The 19686-nt window shown below is 47.0% G+C and carries 18 protein-coding genes; 7 read left to right on the top strand and 11 right to left on the bottom strand.

Annotated elements, in window-relative coordinates:
- Positions 1-91 precede the first annotated feature (91 nt).
- The gene (locus Q7C_RS13485) at positions 92-241 is read left to right on the top strand and encodes a DUF3096 domain-containing protein (protein ID WP_014703723.1); all 150 of its coding nucleotides are present in this window, start codon (positions 92-94) and stop codon (positions 239-241) included.
- Positions 242-280: 39 nt separating this feature from the next.
- Here Q7C_RS13485 and Q7C_RS05475 read toward each other — a convergent pair whose 3' ends face one another.
- Together Q7C_RS05475 and Q7C_RS05480 are read right to left on the bottom strand one after the other, a co-directional pair.
- Positions 281-586 (bottom strand): hypothetical protein, encoded by a 306-nt coding sequence (locus tag Q7C_RS05475; protein WP_041366573.1) that lies wholly within the window; start codon positions 584-586, stop codon positions 281-283.
- Between the two features lie 13 nt (positions 587-599).
- Entirely contained in the window at positions 600-998 is a 399-nt protein-coding gene (locus Q7C_RS05480; protein ID WP_014703726.1) for a gamma-glutamylcyclotransferase family protein, read from the bottom strand.
- A gap of 58 nt (positions 999-1056) precedes the next feature.
- Between Q7C_RS05480 and gluQRS the strand changes: the two genes are divergently transcribed.
- Positions 1057-1971, top strand: coding sequence for a tRNA glutamyl-Q(34) synthetase GluQRS (gluQRS, locus tag Q7C_RS05485; RefSeq protein ID WP_014703727.1), 915 nt, complete (start codon positions 1057-1059; stop codon positions 1969-1971).
- 85 nt (positions 1972-2056) lie between these two features.
- On the top strand, positions 2057-3592 hold the full coding sequence (locus Q7C_RS05490; protein ID WP_014703728.1) for a bifunctional GNAT family N-acetyltransferase/carbon-nitrogen hydrolase family protein: 1536 nt from the start codon (positions 2057-2059) through the stop codon (positions 3590-3592).
- Between the two features lie 44 nt (positions 3593-3636).
- Here Q7C_RS05490 and Q7C_RS05495 read toward each other — a convergent pair whose 3' ends face one another.
- The 3 genes from Q7C_RS05495 to Q7C_RS05505 are packed head-to-tail and all read right to left on the bottom strand — an operon-like array spanning position 3637 to position 6245.
- Positions 3637-5064: a diguanylate cyclase gene (locus Q7C_RS05495; protein WP_151194723.1), complete on the bottom strand. Its 1428-nt coding sequence runs from the start codon at positions 5062-5064 to the stop codon at positions 3637-3639.
- 18 nt (positions 5065-5082) lie between these two features.
- The gene (gene yaaA, locus Q7C_RS05500; protein WP_014703730.1) at positions 5083-5856 is read right to left on the bottom strand and encodes a peroxide stress protein YaaA; all 774 of its coding nucleotides are present in this window, start codon (positions 5854-5856) and stop codon (positions 5083-5085) included.
- A 38-nt stretch (positions 5857-5894) separates the two neighbouring features.
- Entirely contained in the window at positions 5895-6245 is a 351-nt protein-coding gene (locus Q7C_RS05505) for a DUF4389 domain-containing protein (protein ID WP_041366575.1), read from the bottom strand.
- Positions 6246-6389: 144 nt separating this feature from the next.
- On the opposite strand from Q7C_RS05505, the gene Q7C_RS05510 reads away from it, so the two are divergent.
- Together Q7C_RS05510 and Q7C_RS05515 are read left to right on the top strand one after the other, a co-directional pair.
- Positions 6390-6914: a TRAP transporter small permease subunit gene (locus Q7C_RS05510; protein WP_014703732.1), complete on the top strand. Its 525-nt coding sequence runs from the start codon at positions 6390-6392 to the stop codon at positions 6912-6914.
- Entirely contained in the window at positions 6914-8221 is a 1308-nt protein-coding gene (locus tag Q7C_RS05515; RefSeq protein ID WP_014703733.1) for a TRAP transporter large permease, read from the top strand. The genes Q7C_RS05510 and Q7C_RS05515 overlap by 1 nt, the downstream gene beginning before the upstream one ends.
- 1 nt (position 8222) lies before the next feature.
- On the opposite strand, the gene epmA is transcribed toward Q7C_RS05515, so the two are convergent.
- Positions 8223-9188 (bottom strand): EF-P lysine aminoacylase EpmA, encoded by a 966-nt coding sequence (gene epmA / locus Q7C_RS05520; RefSeq protein WP_014703734.1) that lies wholly within the window; start codon positions 9186-9188, stop codon positions 8223-8225.
- Positions 9189-9260: 72 nt separating this feature from the next.
- Positions 9261-9830 (bottom strand): elongation factor P, encoded by a 570-nt coding sequence (efp, locus tag Q7C_RS05525; RefSeq protein WP_014703735.1) that lies wholly within the window; start codon positions 9828-9830, stop codon positions 9261-9263.
- Between the two features lie 53 nt (positions 9831-9883).
- Between efp and epmB the strand changes: the two genes are divergently transcribed.
- On the top strand, positions 9884-10891 hold the full coding sequence (gene epmB, locus Q7C_RS05530) for an EF-P beta-lysylation protein EpmB (RefSeq protein WP_014703736.1): 1008 nt from the start codon (positions 9884-9886) through the stop codon (positions 10889-10891).
- A gap of 5 nt (positions 10892-10896) precedes the next feature.
- Here the strand turns inward: epmB and Q7C_RS05535 are convergent, their stop codons facing one another.
- From Q7C_RS05535 to Q7C_RS05555, 4 genes are all read right to left on the bottom strand, one after another.
- Positions 10897-12060 carry a citrate synthase gene (locus Q7C_RS05535; protein WP_014703737.1) on the bottom strand — a complete coding sequence of 388 codons (1164 nt, stop codon included), beginning with the start codon at positions 12058-12060 and terminating at the stop codon, positions 10897-10899.
- A gap of 96 nt (positions 12061-12156) precedes the next feature.
- Positions 12157-13434, bottom strand: coding sequence for an FCSD flavin-binding domain-containing protein (locus Q7C_RS05540; RefSeq protein WP_014703738.1), 1278 nt, complete (start codon positions 13432-13434; stop codon positions 12157-12159).
- A 249-nt stretch (positions 13435-13683) separates the two neighbouring features.
- Entirely contained in the window at positions 13684-14421 is a 738-nt protein-coding gene (locus Q7C_RS13300; RefSeq protein ID WP_014703739.1) for an NAD-dependent epimerase/dehydratase family protein, read from the bottom strand.
- A 371-nt stretch (positions 14422-14792) separates the two neighbouring features.
- Positions 14793-16892 carry a TonB-dependent receptor family protein gene (locus tag Q7C_RS05555; protein ID WP_041366579.1) on the bottom strand — a complete coding sequence of 700 codons (2100 nt, stop codon included), beginning with the start codon at positions 16890-16892 and terminating at the stop codon, positions 14793-14795.
- Between the two features lie 519 nt (positions 16893-17411).
- Here Q7C_RS05555 and Q7C_RS05560 point away from each other — a divergent pair.
- Positions 17412-19592, top strand: coding sequence for a FepA family TonB-dependent siderophore receptor (locus Q7C_RS05560; RefSeq protein ID WP_014703741.1), 2181 nt, complete (start codon positions 17412-17414; stop codon positions 19590-19592).
- The last annotated feature ends 94 nt before the right edge of the window (positions 19593-19686 follow it).

Genomic DNA, 19686 nt, shown 5'->3' on the forward strand with positions numbered 1-19686 from the left:
GTTAACTGGATTATAAAAGCACAATTTGCCTGATTGGAACGACAACAGGCATACTCAATTTGCTTTTTAACATTAAACCAAGGATAAGCCCATGACTATTGCACTGACGCCTCTGCTCTCCCTTATCGCTGGCATTCTAATTCTGGTCGTGCCCAGACTGTTAAATTACATTGTCGCCATCTATCTGATTGTTATCGGTGTGGTTGGTTTATTTGGCGGTAATTTGAATCTGGGCGTTTGAAACCATAGTACAAATATAAGACGGGCCAAAACGGCCCGTTTACTGGCTGTTGTGGGTATCGCGGGTAATCAATTCACCTTCGATAATGTGACCATTTGTGCCATCTGGTTTTGCCGACGTGCCCGCACGGTGCTGCGCCATTGCACGCCGCCCTCGCCAGAGCATGATTGGTATCAATAACCAGCTAAGCAGTAATAAAAACAGCACGAAAAAGATGCTGAAAACCATCAGTGCCCCCAACAAAATCCAAGCGAAAAAACGTCTGATGCCGCTGGAGCCAGCGGGGTTGGTCAAACGTGACTGAAGCGTTGACCAGTATGTTTTTATTTGTGTGAAGTCGAACATGCTTCTCCTGTCATCATTGTTGAATACAGTGTAAGAAATCCCCGGAGGGAACAATCGGTAAATTCGTTACCGGCCAATTGTACAAATACACCCAAGCGGTCAGCATAGCACCGTCTAGCAGCTGGACTGGGCGTTGAACCCGACAGTATTCGTGTGGTGTTTGATACCGTGGCGAACAGGCTTCGTAGTCATCCAGTGACTCAAGCAAACATGACTCATTGATGATTCGATACACCTCTCCCGCAACCCTGTCATCATTGTCATCAGAATCAATAGCGCCCGGATATGTTGCTGGCAAATAAAGCTTGCCCTGCATCGTTGCTAGGCTGATAAACTCCGCTGCGACGGTCAGCCTGTTATGGTGAGATAATGATCGACGCAATGTGCCATAGACAAACAAATACGTTTTCATGAATAAGTTTTACTCCCACATGGCTGAAAACTGATTAAGTCAATTTTAACAACACAAGATGAAGCAAACCTTAAAATCTCGTCCTTATGTTGGTCGGTTCGCTCCATCGCCAACGGGTGAGCTCCATTTTGGCTCACTGCTGGCGGCAACGGCCAGTTATCTTGATGCGAAAGCACATCATGGCCAGTGGCTCGTGCGTATAGAGGACATTGATAAACCACGTGAAATTCCAGGTGCAGCGGATAAGATTTTGTTTCAACTCGACGCCTATGGTTTTCAATGGGATGGTCATATTGCCAGACAATCAGCCAATTTGGACGCCTACCAACAGGCGTTGACGCAATTGATCGCCGATCAACGTGCTTTTTGTTGCGGCTGTACCCGTAAACAAGTTGCTGAAGCAGGGTATCAAGGCATCGATGGTCCAGTTTACCCAGGCACGTGTCGTCAGGGATTACAAGGTAAGTCAGCACGCACATGGCGCTTTCAGGTTGATCAGACAGAACATGATTTTTCTGATCGTATTCAGGGACAACTGAGCCAGAATATTGCGCGGGATGTGGGCGATTTTGTTTTGCGCCGTGCGGATGGTTTATTTGCTTATCAACTTGCGGTTGTCGTCGATGATGCATGCCAAGGCATCACTGATGTTGTCAGAGGTGCTGATCTACTCGACTCGACGCCACGACAACAGTTGCTTCAAATAGCACTTGGCTATCCACAGCCTCGTTATGCACATTTTCCACTAGCTGTGAATCCACAACAACAAAAACTCAGCAAACAAAATCGGGCGCCCGCTGTTGCCTACCCTACAACAGGGGATTTATTAATTCAGGCTTTTCGCTTTCTAGGGCTGAACCCACCGATATCGCTGATCACAGCGACAATGCCGGAAATATGGCATTGGGGCATCGCCAACTGGCAAATCAACCAGGTACCGACGCTCAGACAGCGCGTGATTAATACCGAATGACAACGGAATCAACCCTATCCTTTGTTGGTGCCATTGTCGTTGTCGACATCTGCTAGACTCAATTGAAAATATTGCTGGAGATTTTATGGCTCACGAAGAGTTACACCTGAACCTGCGTAACCTGACGCTAACAGATTACGGACAGCTCAAAAACTTGATGGATATTGTCTATAACGATATTGGCGGCGCTTGGCCGCAAGCCACTATTGAAGGGTTGATTAGCCAGTTTCCTGAAGGCCAGATTTGTATAGAAGATTCCGGTGAACTCATCGCCGTTGCGCTCACCGTCATGGTCAGCTATGACCGGTTCAGCAATCCCCATACTTATGATGACTTGATCTTAAGTAACGAAAAAATTTGGCACAACGCAAAGGGAGACTCTTTGTATGGACTGGATGTGTTTATTCATCCTGAATATCGGGGTTACCGGCTAGGTCGTCGACTTTACGAAGCGCGAAAAGAACTCTGTCGGTCAATGAATTTACGGGCTATTCTGGCCGGTGGCCGGATTCCAAATTACCATAAATTTGCTGAGCAATTATCGCCAACCGAATATATCGAGCAAGTCTCTCGCAAAGAGATTTATGACCCCATTTTGACCTTCCAGTTATCGAACGATTTTCAGGTCACACGGCTGATGCATAAATATTTGCCCGAAGATGAAAAATCGCTCGGTCATGCCACCTTGCTCGACTGGAACAATATTCTCTATACCCCGCCGGAACTGGTGGTGAGAAGCCGAAAAACCCAAGTGAGACTTGGCGCCGTACAATGGCAGATGCGTGAATTTACCTCGGTTGAAGAAGTATTGAAGCAGGTCGAATATTTTGTCGACGCCCTCTCTGATTACAAAAGTGACTTTGCCTTATTTCCGGAGTTTTTTAATGCCCCATTGATGGGCTTAACGGATCAGGTCGATCAGACCCGGGCGATTCGTTTTCTTGCCGGATTTACCGAACAGTTTCGCGATGCGATGTCAGAGATGGCGGTCAGCTACAATATCAACATCATTACCGGCTCAATGCCTTTGCTAGAGGATGAACGCGTCTACAATGTAGCTTATCTTTGTCATCGTGATGGCCGCGTTGAAATGCAACGAAAAATCCATGTCACGCCCCACGAACGGCGCGACTGGGTGATTGAAGGCGGCACTGATTTTCAAGTATTTGATACTGATGCTGGTCGGGTAGCCATCATGATTTGTTACGACATTGAGTTTCCTGAACTCGGTCGCATCGCAGCTGATCAAAGTGTTGATATTATTTTTGTTCCCTTTTGGACAGACACCAAAAACTCCTATTTACGGGTACGCCACTGTGCGCAAGCTCGTGCTATCGAAAATGAGTGTTATGTGGCCATTACGGGGAGTGTCGGCAACCTGCCCAAAGTTGAAAATCTGGACGTCCAATATGCACAATCTTCTGTGTTTTCGCCGTCTGATTTTGCTTTCCCACATGACGCAGTGATGGCAGAAACGACACCTAATACCGAAATGATGCTGTTTTCTGATCTGGATTTGGAAAAACTCAAACTGGTTCGCAATGAAGGTGCGGTCACTAATCTAAAAAATCGACGACCCGACGTTTATGCGGCTATCACAGAACGTTACCCTGATAAATGAGCGACCAGCGCCATTTGAGCTGACTGTTGCCTGAAACCAGTATGTCATGATGACGTGATATCCTGAGGCGAGAGAGCAATGGTTCTGTTTCGACCTTTTGTCTTGGCCTGATATAGCGCCTGGTCAGCTCGCTCTATACATTGCTCAACCAACTCTCCAGGTTGGTATTCACTGATACCGGCACTAATGGTAACGCTCTCACTAATACTGAACTGATGGGTTTTAATCTGATGGCGAATATCTTCCGCCAGTTTTGACGCACCAGATAAACCAGTTTGTGGACATAAAATCAGAAATTCTTCCCCCCCCCACCGGCCTACCACGTCTTGAGATCTCAACAGTGACTCCAGCAACCGGGCGACCTCACAAATCACATTATCCCCGACGCCATGACCATAAATGTCATTGATTTTCTTAAAGTAATCCACATCAACCATCAATACGGAAAACGTCTTGCCCTGCGCTTTGACGTACTCCATTTCACGTTGAAATAACTGATGCAGACGATAACGATTAGCGATGCCCGTTAATTGGTCGTTATGAGACAGGTGTATCAGATGATTATTAATGGATTGTAATCGTTGATTATGACGATGCACATGCCAATAGCGATAACTCAAGATAGCGGTCAGCACAGCGATACCCGACAACAGAATCCACAGCCAGAACCAAGGCTTTGGCACGGTATAGTTAACTGATATCCATGATTTCAGAATTTCCTGTCGCTCTGTTTCACTCGTTTCTGAAATAACCGCGTTGTAAATGTCACGCAACACGGGCAACTGACGGCTAACACCAACAGACATCGCATACTCTTGTTCCAGAATGCCAGAAATTTTCAAATGCGAAATGCCATGCCGCAACATCTGATAATGAATGGTTGGCACTGTATCGATATAGCCATAAACGCGACCTGTTTCGACGAGTTTCAAGCCTTCTCTGGGCGAATCGACCGGATAAACTGTCACATCAGGGTGATGCTGCCTTAACACATCCACTACAGAATACCCTTCGACAACGGCAAATGTTTCATCCAGCGCCTGGCTGAGATCGACAATAAAATCCTTACCTGGCTGCGTGGCAATGGCAAAGGGGTAAAAAACAAAAGGGCGTGTTACTACCATGTAATTTCGTCGAGCCGGCAAATCCATTGCACTGGACAACACATCGCATTGGCCATCTCGCAAATAATCAAGCGACTGCTGCCAACTTACCGTTGGAACCAAATGTATTTTCACACCCAGCTTTTCTGCCCAAAGCTGGTGAAATCCGGCCATAATGCCAATATGCTGGCCTTTTTTATCAATGCCATCATACGGTAACCAGTCCGGATCCGCACAGAGCCGAATTTGCGGCATTTTTTGCAAAAATTCGGCTTGTTCTGTTGTCAGCATAACCGCAGATGCGTGAGAACCACTCAAGCTGAACAGCCAGAAAAGAAGTAAAATCAACTTCCGTGTTGACAGTCTCATCAAGTCACCCAGCTTGTCTCATTGTTGATCGCGAATAAAAGTCGGGCTGTTGGCTTGACTCATGGCTTCGCTGTAACGATACCCCTGACTGTTAAATGCGTTGAGTTCATCTGGATTATCAATACGGTTATCAATGATGTAACGGCTCATCAAACCACGTGCCTTCTTGGCGTAAAAGCTGATGATTTTATATTGTCCATTTTTCTCATCTTTAAAAACCGGCGTAATGATTTTTGCTGATAAACGCTTAGTATTTATGGCTTTGAAATATTCATTGGAAGCCAGGTTAATTAACGTATTATCACAGGTAAATGCCGAATCAGAAGAAAGGGTATCGGTGATTAAATCTCCCCAAAATTGGTATAAATTACTGGCGTTACCCGGCGCAAACCGCGTCCCCATCTCCAAGCGATAGGCCTGCATTAAATCCAAGGGTTTTAAAACACCATATAAACCCGACAAAATACGAAGGTGTTTCTGGGCAAAATCCAGTCCTTTCTGATCCAGACTTTCCGCCGCCAAACCTGTGTAAACATCACCTTGAAAGGCCAACACGGCTTGTTTGGCATTCTCAAGCGTAAAAGGCGTGTGCCAAGCCTGATAACGCGCCACATTTAACCCAGCCAGTTTGTCACTAATGGACATCAGACTGGCAAGCTCTTGTGCCGACAAGCAGCGTAATGCCTTAATCAGTTTTTCAGACTGGTCTAATAAGGCCGGTTGACTACATTTTGTTGTCGTTGGTACAGACTCAAAATCCAGTGTTTTGGCCGGTGAAATGATAGTTATCATAAATCTAAGTTCGTTCCATTAACGGCAAGGCGTGGATTCTACTCTTTTTCCCTGTCAGTCACATCTTGGTACTCTGCCGTGTAGTCTTCACCGCGACGCGGCGCTTCATCAATCTCATCATCAAGGGGATTGAAAGGATACGGCCGCCGCTCACGCTGATAAGTCAGAAACAGAATCAGCTGATGAATGTATTGCGTTAAATCCTTGGAAAAACCGTGAATTGCTGCATTAGCCCCCCCGGTAAACAGTGCGAACACAAATTGCACTACAACCACCACAACCAATACGATTAAGGCAAGATACAAGACCAAACCAAACAGCAACATATACAGCAAACGCATCAATTGTGTCCGTTCATTCTGGTTCGGTTTATCTGACGAATTTTGCATAATTTCCTCCCTTAAATTTGGTTTCAATCTACTTTAACACTTCTTTACTAAACACTGATCACAATTGCCAGCCAAAAGCGAACTGGCAGAGACCTGCTTATTTGTGGGAAAATTTTCCTAATTTGTTCCTGAGTTTATAAATCAATGTTAGCGCTCATATCTCGCTGGTTACAGCGAATAGATTATTTTACCGAACTAAGTGGTCGACTTATCTCTTGGCTCATCCTGCTACTGGTACTACTTACCAGTTATGACGTATTCATGCGTTATGTCTTCAGTCAGGGCTCAGTCGCCTTGCAAGAACTTGAGTGGCATATATTTGCCCTGATTTTTTTGCTCGGCGGCGCATATACGCTCAAACATGATGGTCACGTTCGGGTAGATGTGTTGTTTAACAGCCGATGGCTAACTAATCGACACCGGGCCTGGATCAATATTTTCGGCACTTTAATTTTACTGATGCCTTTTTGTGTGCTGATCATCATCAGCACTTGGCCGTTTGTACAAAATGCTTTTTGGTATCAGGAAGGTTCACCCGATCCGGGTGGGCTGCCCTATCGATTTCTGATTAAAAGCAGCATTGTCGTGGGGTTTAGCCTCTTGCTGATTCAAAGTATTGGTGAGCTTTTCCGCAATATTCTTGTTTTAAAACAGACTGGAGGCCAGTGATGGAAGTCTGGGCCTTATTGATGTTCGCCGTATTGTTTGCGCTGCTTCTGATCGGCTTCCCGGTTGCTTTTACGTTGGGCGCCATTGCCTTGCTTTTCGGCAGCGTCTTTCAGGGCATGGATTTCTTTGATTTATTGCCGATGCGTATTTGGGGCGTCATGACCAACTTTACGCTACTGGCCGTGCCCTTATTTGTCTTTATGGGCGTCATACTGGAGAAATCTGGTCTGGCTGAGGACTTACTCGCCACGATGGGACGTTTATTCGGCCAGCTTCGGGGTGGATTGGCAATCTCGGTTGTCATGGTTGGTGCACTTTTGGCCGCCACAACAGGAGTTGTGGGCGCTTCTGTCGTGACCATGGCCGTGATCGCTCTCCCCGCCATGTTACGTCATGGTTACGCACCAAGCCTTGCCAGTGGCACGATTGCTGCGTCAGGCACGCTGGGACAGATTATTCCGCCCAGTATCATTTTAATTCTGCTCGGAGATGTGATTGGGGTGCCGGTCGGTGAATTGTTTATCGGCGCGATCATTCCAGGGCTGCTGCTCATTGTTGCCTATATCGGCTATATCGCTTATGTCGCGTGGCGGCACCCGCATTTAGCACCGGCAGTAAAATCAGATGAGTCTGATAGTGTCGCTTTGTGGCAGTCCGTTTGCCGTAGTTTATTACCGCCGTTATTGTTAATTATTGCCGTACTCGGCTCGATTTTCATGGGGATTGCCTCACCAACCGAGTCGGCTGCGGTAGGCGCATTGGGTGCGCTATTACTGGCTTTACTCAATCGCAGACTGACTTGGGCTAATTTACAAGATGCCATGCAAAAAACGACACGTCTAACCAGCATGGTGTTTTTGATTTTTATTGGTGCCACGGCTTTTGGTATGGTTTTTGTCGTGATGGGCGGCGATAAGCTGATTCTGGATCTGTTTTCTGGTTTGCCGGGCGGCAAATGGACTTTTTTATTATTCAGTATGCTGCTGATCTTTGTGCTCGGTTTTTTTCTGGATTTTATTGAAATCTGTTTTATTGTCGTGCCGGTACTGGCGCCAGTCGCTTTAGTACTTGGTCTTGATCCGCTTTGGTTTGCACTATTGATTGCCATGAATCTGCAAACCTCTTTTCTGACGCCGCCTTTTGGTTTTTCTCTTTTTTATCTGAAAGCCAGTGCCCCACCTGAGTTGAAGCTTCAATCAATTTACCGGGGTATCGTTCCATTTGTTGCGATACAAATTTTGATGTTGGCGGTGTTGATTGCATTTCCGCAAATCAGTTTATGGTTACCGGGTTTAATGCAAAATTAATTTATGCCGTTTCAAACGGAATCGCTTGGACGGCATCAATATTGTCGACATCCATCAGTAGCATCAACAGCCGATCTAGACCAAGCGCAACACCGCTACAATCGGGAAAATCTGCCTCGAGTGCGGCGAGCAAATGCGTATCGATGGGCATCTCAGGTAATCCTAGTTGCTTACGTTGCACGTTATCCGCTTTGAAACGTCTGGCTAATTCATCAGCATCAGCTAATTCATGATAACCATTAGCAAGTTCCAGCCCACCCAAATAAAGCTCAAATCGTGCCGCGACAGGGTGACCCTCAGCATTAGCGTGGCAGGTGGCTAACTGTGCCTGACTGGCAGGAAAATCAGAGATCATGACAGGCTGGGACGCGTTTTTAAATGCTGGCTCAATGACCTCACTCATCAGTAGCTCTAACCAGCCATCTTTATCTCGTTGCCAATCTGTCGGCAGGCCAGCGATGTGTTGTCGGGCAAGCTGCCTTAGTTGCTGGCTATCTGCATAGAAGATGTCGACTGACAAAACATCATTGAATGCCTGCGCATAAGTCAAGCGTTTTGCTGGAGGACAAGCCAAAATGGACTGTATTAATGCATCAACCTCGTCCATTAAATCCGTTAATGTGAATCCCGGTCGGTACCACTCCAGCATGGTAAATTCAGGACTATGCTGCTTTCCAGCCTCGCCATGTCTAAACACCGGACAAATCTGAAAAATCGCACCACTGCCCGCGGCCAACAATCGTTTCATGGCGAATTCGGGTGAGGTCTGTAAATACAGGTTTTGTTGACGCTGACCAAGCCGGCGTGTGGTTGAAAAGCTATCCAGATAAGGTGCCGTCGGCGCGGCAAAGGACAACACTGGCGTTTGCACTTCGAGCACATGTCGCTGGTAAAAAAAACGGCGAACCGAATGGTAAAGTTCAGATCGCCGTTTCAATAATGTCGCCGTGGCGCTTAAATTTGTCATCTCTACATACGTTAAATTTTTATAACGCTGTGCTTGTCTGTCAAAGCCACTGAAATCAAATCTGGCTCGGTTTTAATCCTTCGCGCGCTCGACGTAAGACGCAGAGCGTGTATCAACCCGCAAGACTTCACCAATTTCAATAAACAGCGGCACACGCACGACAGCACCTGTTTCTAGAGTTGCCGGCTTACCACCCCCACCGGAGGTATCACCACGAACACCAGGATCAGTCTCAACAACAGCCAAGTTCACAAAATTAGGCGGCGTCACCAATAACGGTGAGCCATTCCACAACGTGACCGTGTAAGTGTATTGCTCTTTGAGCCAATCCTTGCTGTCAGTGATAGCATTGGCATCAGCTGCATACTGTTCAAAGGTGGTTGGGTCCATGAAGTGCCAAAACTCACCGTCGGTGTAGGAGTATTCCAAATCCATCTCAATTACGTCAGCACTCTCAACCGAGTCATTTGACTTAAAAGTCCGTTCGTTGACTCGACCAGTTTTCAAATTGCGATACTTTACCCGATTAAAAGCTTGCCCTTTTCCGGGTTTAACAAATTCGTTTTCGATAATGCTGCAGGGATCGCCATCCAGCATGAATTTCAATCCGCCTTTAAATTCATTGGTACTATAAGTTGCCATGCAAACCTCTTTTCGCGACGATCATCGTCTGGTTAACCGAAATAAAGCGCCCTATGATACCGCAAACCAAAGCTGTCGACATCACTCCTAACTGGCAACAGGAATTAGCAAATGCCATTCATGATCCTGCCGAGTTGCTCAACCGGCTTGGACTGAACCATCACACAGAAGTCTTGACCGCAGCACAGACTCGCTCGTTTCCTTTGCGCGTCACCCAAAGCTACTTAAGTAAAATGCGCTTTGCTGATATCACGGATCCATTATTACGCCAGGTGCTGCCACTCACTGACGAGACATTACCAGCTGAGGGCTTTTTAACTGATCCGGTAGGCGATAACGCGGCCATTAAGTCGGCCGGCATACTGCAAAAATACCACGGTCGGGCACTATTATTGATGACCGGTGCTTGCGCTATCCATTGCCGCTATTGTTTCCGGCGCCACTTTCCGTATAGCGAGAGTAATCCGCTGGCAAGTCAATGGTCGCAAACCTGTGCCGCCATTGCTGAAGACGACACATTGACAGAAATCATCATGAGTGGCGGCGATCCACTGGTCATAAATGACCGAAAATTAATCCAGATTGTGTCAGACCTAGAACAGATTCCGCATTTGAAGCGTCTGCGCATTCATACGCGTTTACCGCTGGTTTTGCCGAAACGCATTACACCCGGTTTATTGGACCTTCTTCGCACCACCAGACTTAAGGTTGTCATGGTTATCCATGCTAATCATGGTAATGAAATTGACCTGCAAACCGCTACCGCTTTGGGTCAGCTGAGAGAGGCTGGCTGCGAACTATTAAATCAGGCGGTACTGCTTCGTGGGGTTAATGATAATGCTAAAAGCCTGGTTGAACTGAGCGAGCGACTCAGTGATGCTCAGGTCATGCCCTATTATCTTCACCTGCTCGACAAAGTAGCCGGCGCCCAACATTTTGATGTGACAGAACAAGAAGGCATCGCCTTTATCCAGCAAATGCGAACAAAGCTACCCGGCTATTTGGTGCCAAGACTGGTTCGCGAAATAGCCGGTGAGCCCAATAAGACCATTATTGCCTGATTTATTTACTTGCCGCGCTTGGACATCGGAATGTAATCACGCGGACCGTGGCCGGTATAAATCTGGGTTGGTCGGTAAATACGGTTATTGGCAATTTGCTCTCGCCAATGCGCCAACCAGCCAGCGCTCCGAGCCACTGCAAACAATGCCGTAAATTGATCTTCTGGAATACCCATTTCTGAGTACAAAATACCGGAGTAGAAATCCACATTCGGATAGACCCCTTTATGGCCCAATCTATCTGCGCAAATTTCTTCGAGTTTCATAGCCGTGGCAAACATCTGATCCAAGTGCCCGCCACGTTCCTCAACTAATTGTGTGACCAGTTTGTGCAAGATGGTGGCACGTGGATCTTTGACCTTGTATTCCCGATGGCCCATCCCCCAAATCACTTCTTTATTGGCCAGTTTGTGATCGACCCAGGCTTCAACATTGTCAGGTGATCCAATGTCTTGCAACATACCAACAACACGTTGATTCGCGCCACCATGTAGCGGGCCTGAAAGGGTGCCTATCGCCGCAGAGATAACGCTGTATGGCGAAGCTAATGTTGAACCGGCAACCAATGCCGCAAAGGTCGACGCATTCAGAGTATGTTCTGCATGTAAAATTAGGCAGACATCCATAATTCGCGCCATCAACGGATCTGGCTCTTTACCGGTAAACATGTACAGCAGATTTTCGGCAACCGATAGATCATCTCTCGGATTAATCGGATCGTAGCCATGACGCATGTGTTGCCACATCGCCACCAGCGGTGCCATCTGCGCAATAATGTTGACCGTCATATTGCGAACGTAATCAATATCCTCGCAGGAGTCCGCATCGGTTAAACATTCCGTTCCGGGGTAAAACATGCCAAGACTGGATACTGCGGTTTGCAACATATCCATTGGATGACCGGTATGCGGAAAATGACGCATCATTTCCCGAATATGATATTTGATGCGATAGTTTGAGCGCAGCTGCATCAAAAACCGGTTTAAATTGGCCTTAGTAGGCAACTCCCCATCAAGCAATAACAAGGTTGTTTCTTCAAAGGTACTGTAGGTCGCCAGCGTTTCAAGCGAATACCCACGATAACTGAGAATGCCCTTTTCACCATCAATATAGGAAATAGCAGATTTAGTGGCTGGAACCCCTTCCAGACCCGGTAAAAAGTCGCTCATCTACAACCTCGTTTGTCATTCGGATTAGAGAGATTATCAAACCGTGGCCTAGTATCGCTACCCAAAGCATGATATCAATAGCATCAAACAGCGGTCTCAGGGCAACTCACCCAGCATGTCAGACCAGATATTTTCAGCCCAGCCCTGCGCGTAGCGGCCTTCAGTTTCGCTGTGTGTTTTTGAAACACCGCCACCATTCATGGTTCGCATTTCGCGGGTTTTCGCATCATAGCGGTACACATTGGCCACATGCATGGCCTGCTTATCATCAACAAAGCTATAACAGGTATTACTAAAAACCGGCTGGGGCTCAGGCTGTTCTTCACGTAGCAAACTGATCACGGCGGCAGCACAGACTTTGGCCTGTTGATTGGCAACGTGGCCTGACTTGGGTGTTTTTGCGGCGACGGCATCACCAATCACATGAATTGACGCAATCGCAGTTGATTCATAGGTTAAAAAGTTAACATCACACCAGCGCTGATCTATATTTACGACACCCGCCATCTCCGCCACGGCACCTGCTTGCTGTGGTGGAATGACATTGAGTACATCCGCTCGATAATCTCCAAATAAGGTTTCAACGGCCAAGTTATCTACATCAACCGAATCAAGCGCATGCGTGGGTAAATAATCGATTAGATTAGGATAAAGTGTTTGCCATGCCTCAACAAAGAGAGACTTTTTAGAAATAATGTCTGGATTTGCATCTAATATCAGCAACTTACCCTTCGGGTTGTGGCGTTTTAGATATAGCGCAATTTGACAAGCTCTTTCATAAGGCCCGGGCGGGCATCGATATGGTGCCTGCGGCACGGTCATGATGACCGTTCCGCCTGGCCGCATCGCCTGCAGTTGCTGCGCCAATAACTGCGTTTGAGATCCCGCTTTCCAAGCATGCGGCACTTTTTGTTGCGCGGTGGCAGATTGCAACATCGGCAAGTTGTGGTAATCCAGCGATACGCCCGGCGCAATAATTAGCCGATCATAGGATTGCACATCGCCTTGCGTTAAATAGACCTTTTTCTTGTCTGCATCAATCGCAGTGACTTCATCTTGAATCAATTGTATTGATGGCAATGATGCCAGCGTTTCGTATGAGTGCGTCAAATCTGTGAGTTGACGGCTACCACTCAGCACCAGATTACTTTGTGGACAGGAAATAAAGCGGGTCTGCTTTTCGATAAGGATAATCTCGATTTCAGGTGCCCATAACGCCAGATAACGCGCAGCGGTTGCCCCGGCATAACCACCGCCAATCACAACTACTTTGGCTTTTTTTGCTGACCGACAACTGCCCAGACTTATTGGCAGTGTCGCCGCCAGACCGCTCAAGGCAGCCGATTTAAGAAACTGGCGGCGTGAGTGACTCACCTTATTCGTAACCCATTCGCGGAATTTAACAACATTTGCATCAGCACATTGTACCTGAATAGCCACTTTTCAAAGGCCAATAATGCGTATCCAATTTGCCCAGATCCACTGACCGCATCTTAACGAAACTGACTTAGACAAACTAGGATTGTTCACCTCGATTTGAAGAGGTATGTTCCCGGTCCGCGCCGATTTCGACTCAAGCGTTATGTTACCGTGATGCTTCATTGTTCTCTTTCACGACAATGATCATGGTCTTTTGGCGCGCTGTTCAAAAATAACATGCTGATTTTGGACACAAGCCAATTCAAATAATGTCATGACATACTTTTCTAGCACAGCACATTGATACTCTTCTGCGAAGATCGGATCGTTATCGCCTAAAATCTGTCGTAAATACGTCAGGTCTGCTTTTTGCGTATTGCCAGCTTGGCTCAGAACAAGACTGGGGTTGCTGGCCACCCGTGTTTCAATCATTTTGACTATATCCAAAACACTTATGGGCTGGCATGGGCCGACAGGCAAAGTGATATTAGAGTGTTTTTTATTAATCAGCTGCTGGAGAACGCGCATCACATCCTCGACATCAATTAAGCTTCGATACGCCTGTGTCTGAATGACGAGATGTTCTTTTCTGGCGATGGTTCTGACAAGGTAATTAATCAACGTATCGTTGTTGGTAATACCCACCACCTGAGGTAAGCGCAAAATGATATAGCTTGCCGCGTTTTGCTTTATCAGATCTTCGATATATCGCTTGTGAACTGCGTAGTGACTTTGACCATCGGCCGCTAAAAAACTGCTGAAGTAGACCAGTAATGACATGTCTGACATCGACTTTTGCAGCAAGTCAATTTCTCTCTGATAAGCGGATTTTGCGCGCGCCCGAGAGTTAGAAACGCCAGAGGCGAAAACTGTCACAGGATACGTCGAATACAGTGCTGATGCCGCATTCGCCATCATGCCATTGCCAATCACCCTTATCATCAATCGAGGCGCCCAGAATGGTCAGTTTTTATTGGAAATATCATCACTATCAACCATCCATCATCTAAGTTTGTGGCATCAAAATCACAGAGACAGCAGAAATGATATTTCAGGCGTTCCAGGCTGTTTTTTATCCAATGCATTAAGCCATCGTTATCGATTATTCTCCGTTAATCAAGTCTTTAAGTGCTGAAAAATAGATTGTGCGTGACGTGATAAGACATCCGAGATGAAGATTTCAATAGCATTGAAATCTTCATCTCGGATTGAATGCTGATCGCGCTGCCAACCAATGCTTGACCGCGTTCGTCGTCCTTGCAAACAAAACTGCCGTCAGAAGACGGCAGTTTTGTTTGTGACGATGCTTTTAATTACAACCGATACTCAATACCAACATACGCGGATAATGGAGCACCTGGATTCAAGATAGCATCACTGCTAGCAGCAACCGCTCTGACACTGTGGCTGGCAATATAGTCTTTTTCAAACAAATTCCGCACTTCGGCAAACACATTGAAATTATCGTTTGACCAGCCACTTTTCAGACCAAACAAGGTGTAGGAATCCACTTTGTAGCTGTTGGCAAAATCAGCATAACGCTCGCCGACATAATCGACGGTGGGACCAAAATAAAAGCCGTTTTTATAACGGTAAAGCATTTCACCTTTGAGCGAGAACTTGGGCGCCGCCGGCAACGTGTTATCAGCAAAACTGTCATCGTCATCAAAGCGAAAACGGTTCCAGGTCAGACTGAGCAGCGGTGTCAGACGATGATCGCGATTTTCGGTTAGTGCAATATCAGCACTCAACAAAACTTCAATACCAGCATGAATGGTGTCGTCGGCATTACTGGTCAGGAAGGTGCCCAGTGCATTGGGATCTTCAACCGACAGAATTTCATTGTCCAGCTTGGCGTAATAGGCCGAAATATCCCAGCCCCACTCACTGTTATCGCTAAGGGCATGGTGTCCGCGGCTGCCAATTTCGAACACCTCGCCTTTCATCGCCTTCAGCGCATCATTACTGGTAGTTGTACCATCATCCAGTTGATAAGTTGTCGGCGGTTCGTAAAGACGGCTCAGGTTGGTGTACAGGCTGGTGTTCTGATTCAACTGGTAGATCAGGCCTAGACGCGGGTTGATGCTGTCATAGTCATCTTCAGTTTGTGCGACAGCGCCTGTGCCAGCGTTTGTTCCACGCACTTCACGGTTGGCTTTGACGGCCTGCGCACCGGCCACCAGGGTCCAGTCATCGGCAAACTGCCAGCGATCCAGCACCACCAGTTCCAGGGTGTTTGCATCGTTATCATTCACCTGCTGTTTAGCCCCTTTCACACCGCTTGACTGGAAATAATTCCCGCCATCAACCCAGGTGACGCCATAGTTCATACCAATCAACCAGTCATGATTGCCCACTTTGTGATGGTAACGGGCCATAGTACCGAGATTACGCTGACGGTTATCAATCAGCAGACTGAAAAATTGACCGGCGACAATCGGATGAAATAATTCCTGTTCTTCATAAGACACGCCAAACTCGAAGCGGCGGTTATTATCAATTTCCCAGGTGGTTTTATTGGCCAGCCGCCAGGTATCGACATCTAACTGGAAATGACCGGCATCTCTGCCATTATTAGCACCCGCCTGATCGCGATCTTCACGAACCTGGGCACGACTCAGGCTACCCGCCAGTTCTTCATCACTATCGAGTTTGGTGAAGTAAAAACGGGTCGATACATTATCACTGAGGCGCAGGCCACCGTTGGCATAAATCCCTGTCCGGGTATGCTTGGAGTGTTCCCGATAGCCATCCCACTGTTTGTTTTCAATGGTGACCAGACCATCCACCTGATCATTGAACACCCTGCTGGCCGTCAGACGACTCAAGCGTTCACCATGGCTGCCACCGGAAATGGATAACGTCAGCGGCGAAGTATCATACGCCGTACTGCTAATAAAGTTGACCGCACCACCTAAGGTACTCGCGCCATACTTCATGGCGTTGGCGCCACGGGCAAATACCGCGTATTTGGCGCTGAGCGGATCAATAAAACGGTTGTGGTTATTACCGTCAGCGGCCGTTACCGGCAGGCCATCCTGCAGCAGTTTCACGCCATTAGTGTCGTAGCCAATGGCATCGAGGTTAGAACCACGGCTGGACAGGAAAATACTATCGGTGCCGGTTGGACTGGTCGCCCAAACGCCCGGGACATAGCGAAAGGCATCTTCCAGACTGGATACCTGGCCTTCGGTCAACTGGTCGATATCAATCAGGTTGACACCGCCCGGTGTCTGGCGGATTTCCTGTTTATCGGCTTCAATACCGACTTCACCGGGTGCGACGGCATTACCTACCACTTCCAATTGCTGCAATCGCAGTGCACCTTGCTCAGCATGGGCACTAAGAGCCATGGCACTGAGACAGGCTACTGTGAGCGCCTTCTTGGGTATACGGGGAAAAGAAAGGGGCATCGAACTATCCTCAAAAAACCAAATTCAACTGTGCAGTCTAATGCAGCCAATCCAGCTAAAAATGGGGGATTTCGCTCAGTTTATGTGAAATCCCTCAAAAGGCTTCAGGCGCCTGTTTCAATTATGTCATGATCAATCTGATGCCGTCAGAACGTCTCACGAACTAATCTCAGTAACGTAGCGATTTGCTCACCTCTTTGTGAATCCAGTCTTTTTGAAATTATTCGAAATGACGCTGTTTTGTGGGCGATGAAGACGACTGTGCCTATTAAAACCAGGCTTTTCCGTTTAGCGGTGTGACAGGGAAATCTCACAAAGCGGATAACAGTAAAGCATGGCTCGCTTAATCTTTTCTTTTTAAATTCACAAACATACCGACACTTCTTAGCTAGCCACACTCTCCATCTCTTAAAGAAAATTTACAAACATTAACATCAATCAATAATGATTTACACATGCTAATTAAGTACAATTGCGAACTATTATCATTTTCAATTGTCTAAAAGGAAGCGTTTAGTCATGTTCCACACGTTGAAGAAAAAACCATTGTCCCTTTCAATTACCGGGGCGATATTTGCTTTAGGAGCCGCGTACCCAGCTTTTGCCGAAGACGAGACTGATGTTGAGTTAGATACCATTGTCGTCAAAACTGCAAAAGAAGAGTTACAGCAGTCACCGGGCCTGAGTGTTATCACCAGTGAAGTATTGGAAAAGCAGCCTGTCGCCAACGATATTTCTGAAATCGTGCGAAAAATGCCCGGTGTTAATTTGTCTGGCTCATCGGCTTCGGGGCAACGTGGTAACCAGCGCCAAATCGATATTCGTGGCATGGGGCCGGATAATACCTTGATTCTGATTGATGGTCGTCCCGTTACTGCGCGTAATTCGGTGCGTCCAGGCCGTGCTGGGGAAAGTGATTCACGTGGTGACTCACAGTGGGTACCACCAAGCGCTATCGAGCGTATTGAAGTCTTACGCGGTCCGGCAGCGGCACGTTATGGTTCAGGTAGTATGGGTGGTGTAGTTAATATCATTACCAAAGCCCCAACACGCAAAGAATTTTCAGTCACCGGCCACTATGAATTACCGGAAAGCGATCTGGAAGGTTCTAGCTGGCGTACCAATGTGAATCTGTCGGGTCCAATTACGGATAAACTGTCTGCGCGGACCACACTGGGTTATCACGAAAGCGAAGGCGATGACCCATTTATTAATGAAGATTACGCTAATAATGGCTCGCTTGCCGCCGGTCGTGAAGGGGTAGAAAACATTGACCTGCGTCAGTTGTTTGAATACGCCATTGACTCAATGAATCGCATCGGCGCTGAATTCAACTACAGTCAACAAGAAAATCGCTGGGCGGGCGACTCCCAATTCCAAAGTATCAGACAGAGCTTGGTGGATGAGTTGGAAGGGGAAACAACCAATGAACTGCGCCGCTATGGCATGGCCTTGACCCATAAAGGCGACTATGAGAACAGCCGCAGTAACAGTTATATCGAATATAACCGAACCAATAATCGCCGCCTGTCAGAGGGCGTTAATGGTGGTGGTGAAGGCCAAATCAATGATACGACGGCATGGAATACCAGTGTTTATGAGACATTAAACGCCAAGTCGGAATGGGACATGTTCTTTGATCGTCACACTTTGACAAGCGGTATTGAATTTCGTGGTGAACGACTGGATAACGGTATCATTGATGTCCAGTCCAGTTCTCCTATTGGCGTCGGAGTTGATCCTGTAGGTTCTCGAGATCCTGAATCGGATGCCTATTTAGTCGGCGTTTATGTTGAAGATAACTACGAACTGAATCCCGACTGGTATATTACGCCGGGGGTACGCCTTGACTACCACAGCGAAGGTGGCAACAACTGGTCACCCAGCTTGAACAGCACTTATTACTTCAACGAAAACTGGTCAGTCAAAGGCGGTGTCAGCCGTGCATTTAAAGCACCGAACTTGTATCAGCTGGACCCGAACTATATTTACAACACAAGAGGCAATGGTTGTCCCGAAGGTATTCCCGGCCCATGTAATATGTTGGGTAACCCCAATCTGGACAATGAAACCTCATGGAATAAAGAAATCACCATTAACTACGCCAATAATAGCGGTTTCAATTCTGGTCTCACCTACTACCACAACGACTTTGATAATCGTGTAGCTGCCGGTACAGATTTACTGACCGTTGATCCAGAAGGCAGAAAGATTTTCCGCTGGGAAAACCAAGGTGAAGCGATTGTCGAAGGGGTCGAAGGTTTTGTTCAGGTACCCGTTACTGAAAATATCAGTTGGTACACCAACCTGACCTACAATATCCGCTCTGAAAGCAAAGAAACGGGTGAACCGCTCTCACTGATTCCCGAATATACCATCAACAGCAACCTTGGTTGGGATATTACACCGAACCTGCATTTTAACTACAACATCAGCTATTACGGCAAAATTGAAGCACCGGAAAGATCAGTGACGACCGGTGATCCACTGGATTTAGATCAGTTGATTGATCGGGATCCGTATGCCATTTCCAATGTTAACCTTCGCTATGAGGTGACTAACAAGCTTGCTCTTGGCTTTGGTGTGAAAAACCTGTTTGATAAAAAGATAATGCGTGAAGGCACCAGTAACAATGCCGGTGCCAATACCTATAACGAACTAGGCCGTACTTACATGGTTGATGCACAATACAACTTTTAATCAGTTCGGTTAAATCAATAAAAAGGGCATGATCGGAATCGGTCATGCCCTTTTTTTGAAATTGTCACTCCATCTGTTACAGCGCAGGGTTAAA

It is taken from the genome of Methylophaga frappieri, from assembly GCF_000260965.1.
GTDB classification, from domain to species: domain Bacteria; phylum Pseudomonadota; class Gammaproteobacteria; order Nitrosococcales; family Methylophagaceae; genus Methylophaga; species Methylophaga frappieri.

Bases quoted from the DNA above. Each gene is read 5' to 3' on its own strand.
- efp (WP_014703735.1), bottom strand. From the start codon at position 9,830: ATGGCAACTTATAGTACCAATGAATTTAAAGGCGGATTGAAATTCATG.
- Q7C_RS05515 (WP_014703733.1), top strand. From the start codon at position 6,914: ATGGAAGTCTGGGCCTTATTGATGTTCGCCGTATTGTTTGCGCTGCTT.
- Q7C_RS05505 (WP_041366575.1), bottom strand. From the start codon at position 6,245: ATGCAAAATTCGTCAGATAAACCGAACCAGAATGAACGGACACAATTG.
- Q7C_RS05560 (WP_014703741.1), top strand. From the start codon at position 17,412: ATGTTCCACACGTTGAAGAAAAAACCATTGTCCCTTTCAATTACCGGG.
- gluQRS (WP_014703727.1), top strand. From the start codon at position 1,057: ATGAAGCAAACCTTAAAATCTCGTCCTTATGTTGGTCGGTTCGCTCCA.
- Q7C_RS05510 (WP_014703732.1), top strand. From the start codon at position 6,390: ATGTTAGCGCTCATATCTCGCTGGTTACAGCGAATAGATTATTTTACC.
- yaaA (WP_014703730.1), bottom strand. From the start codon at position 5,856: ATGATAACTATCATTTCACCGGCCAAAACACTGGATTTTGAGTCTGTA.
- Q7C_RS13485 (WP_014703723.1), top strand. From the start codon at position 92: ATGACTATTGCACTGACGCCTCTGCTCTCCCTTATCGCTGGCATTCTA.
- Q7C_RS05475 (WP_041366573.1), bottom strand. From the start codon at position 586: ATGTTCGACTTCACACAAATAAAAACATACTGGTCAACGCTTCAGTCA.
- epmB (WP_014703736.1), top strand. From the start codon at position 9,884: ATGATACCGCAAACCAAAGCTGTCGACATCACTCCTAACTGGCAACAG.
- Q7C_RS05535 (WP_014703737.1), bottom strand. From the start codon at position 12,060: ATGAGCGACTTTTTACCGGGTCTGGAAGGGGTTCCAGCCACTAAATCT.
- Q7C_RS05490 (WP_014703728.1), top strand. From the start codon at position 2,057: ATGGCTCACGAAGAGTTACACCTGAACCTGCGTAACCTGACGCTAACA.
- Q7C_RS05555 (WP_041366579.1), bottom strand. From the start codon at position 16,892: ATGCCCCTTTCTTTTCCCCGTATACCCAAGAAGGCGCTCACAGTAGCC.
- Q7C_RS05480 (WP_014703726.1), bottom strand. From the start codon at position 998: ATGAAAACGTATTTGTTTGTCTATGGCACATTGCGTCGATCATTATCT.
- Q7C_RS05495 (WP_151194723.1), bottom strand. From the start codon at position 5,064: ATGAGACTGTCAACACGGAAGTTGATTTTACTTCTTTTCTGGCTGTTC.
- Q7C_RS13300 (WP_014703739.1), bottom strand. From the start codon at position 14,421: ATGATAAGGGTGATTGGCAATGGCATGATGGCGAATGCGGCATCAGCA.
- epmA (WP_014703734.1), bottom strand. From the start codon at position 9,188: ATGACAAATTTAAGCGCCACGGCGACATTATTGAAACGGCGATCTGAA.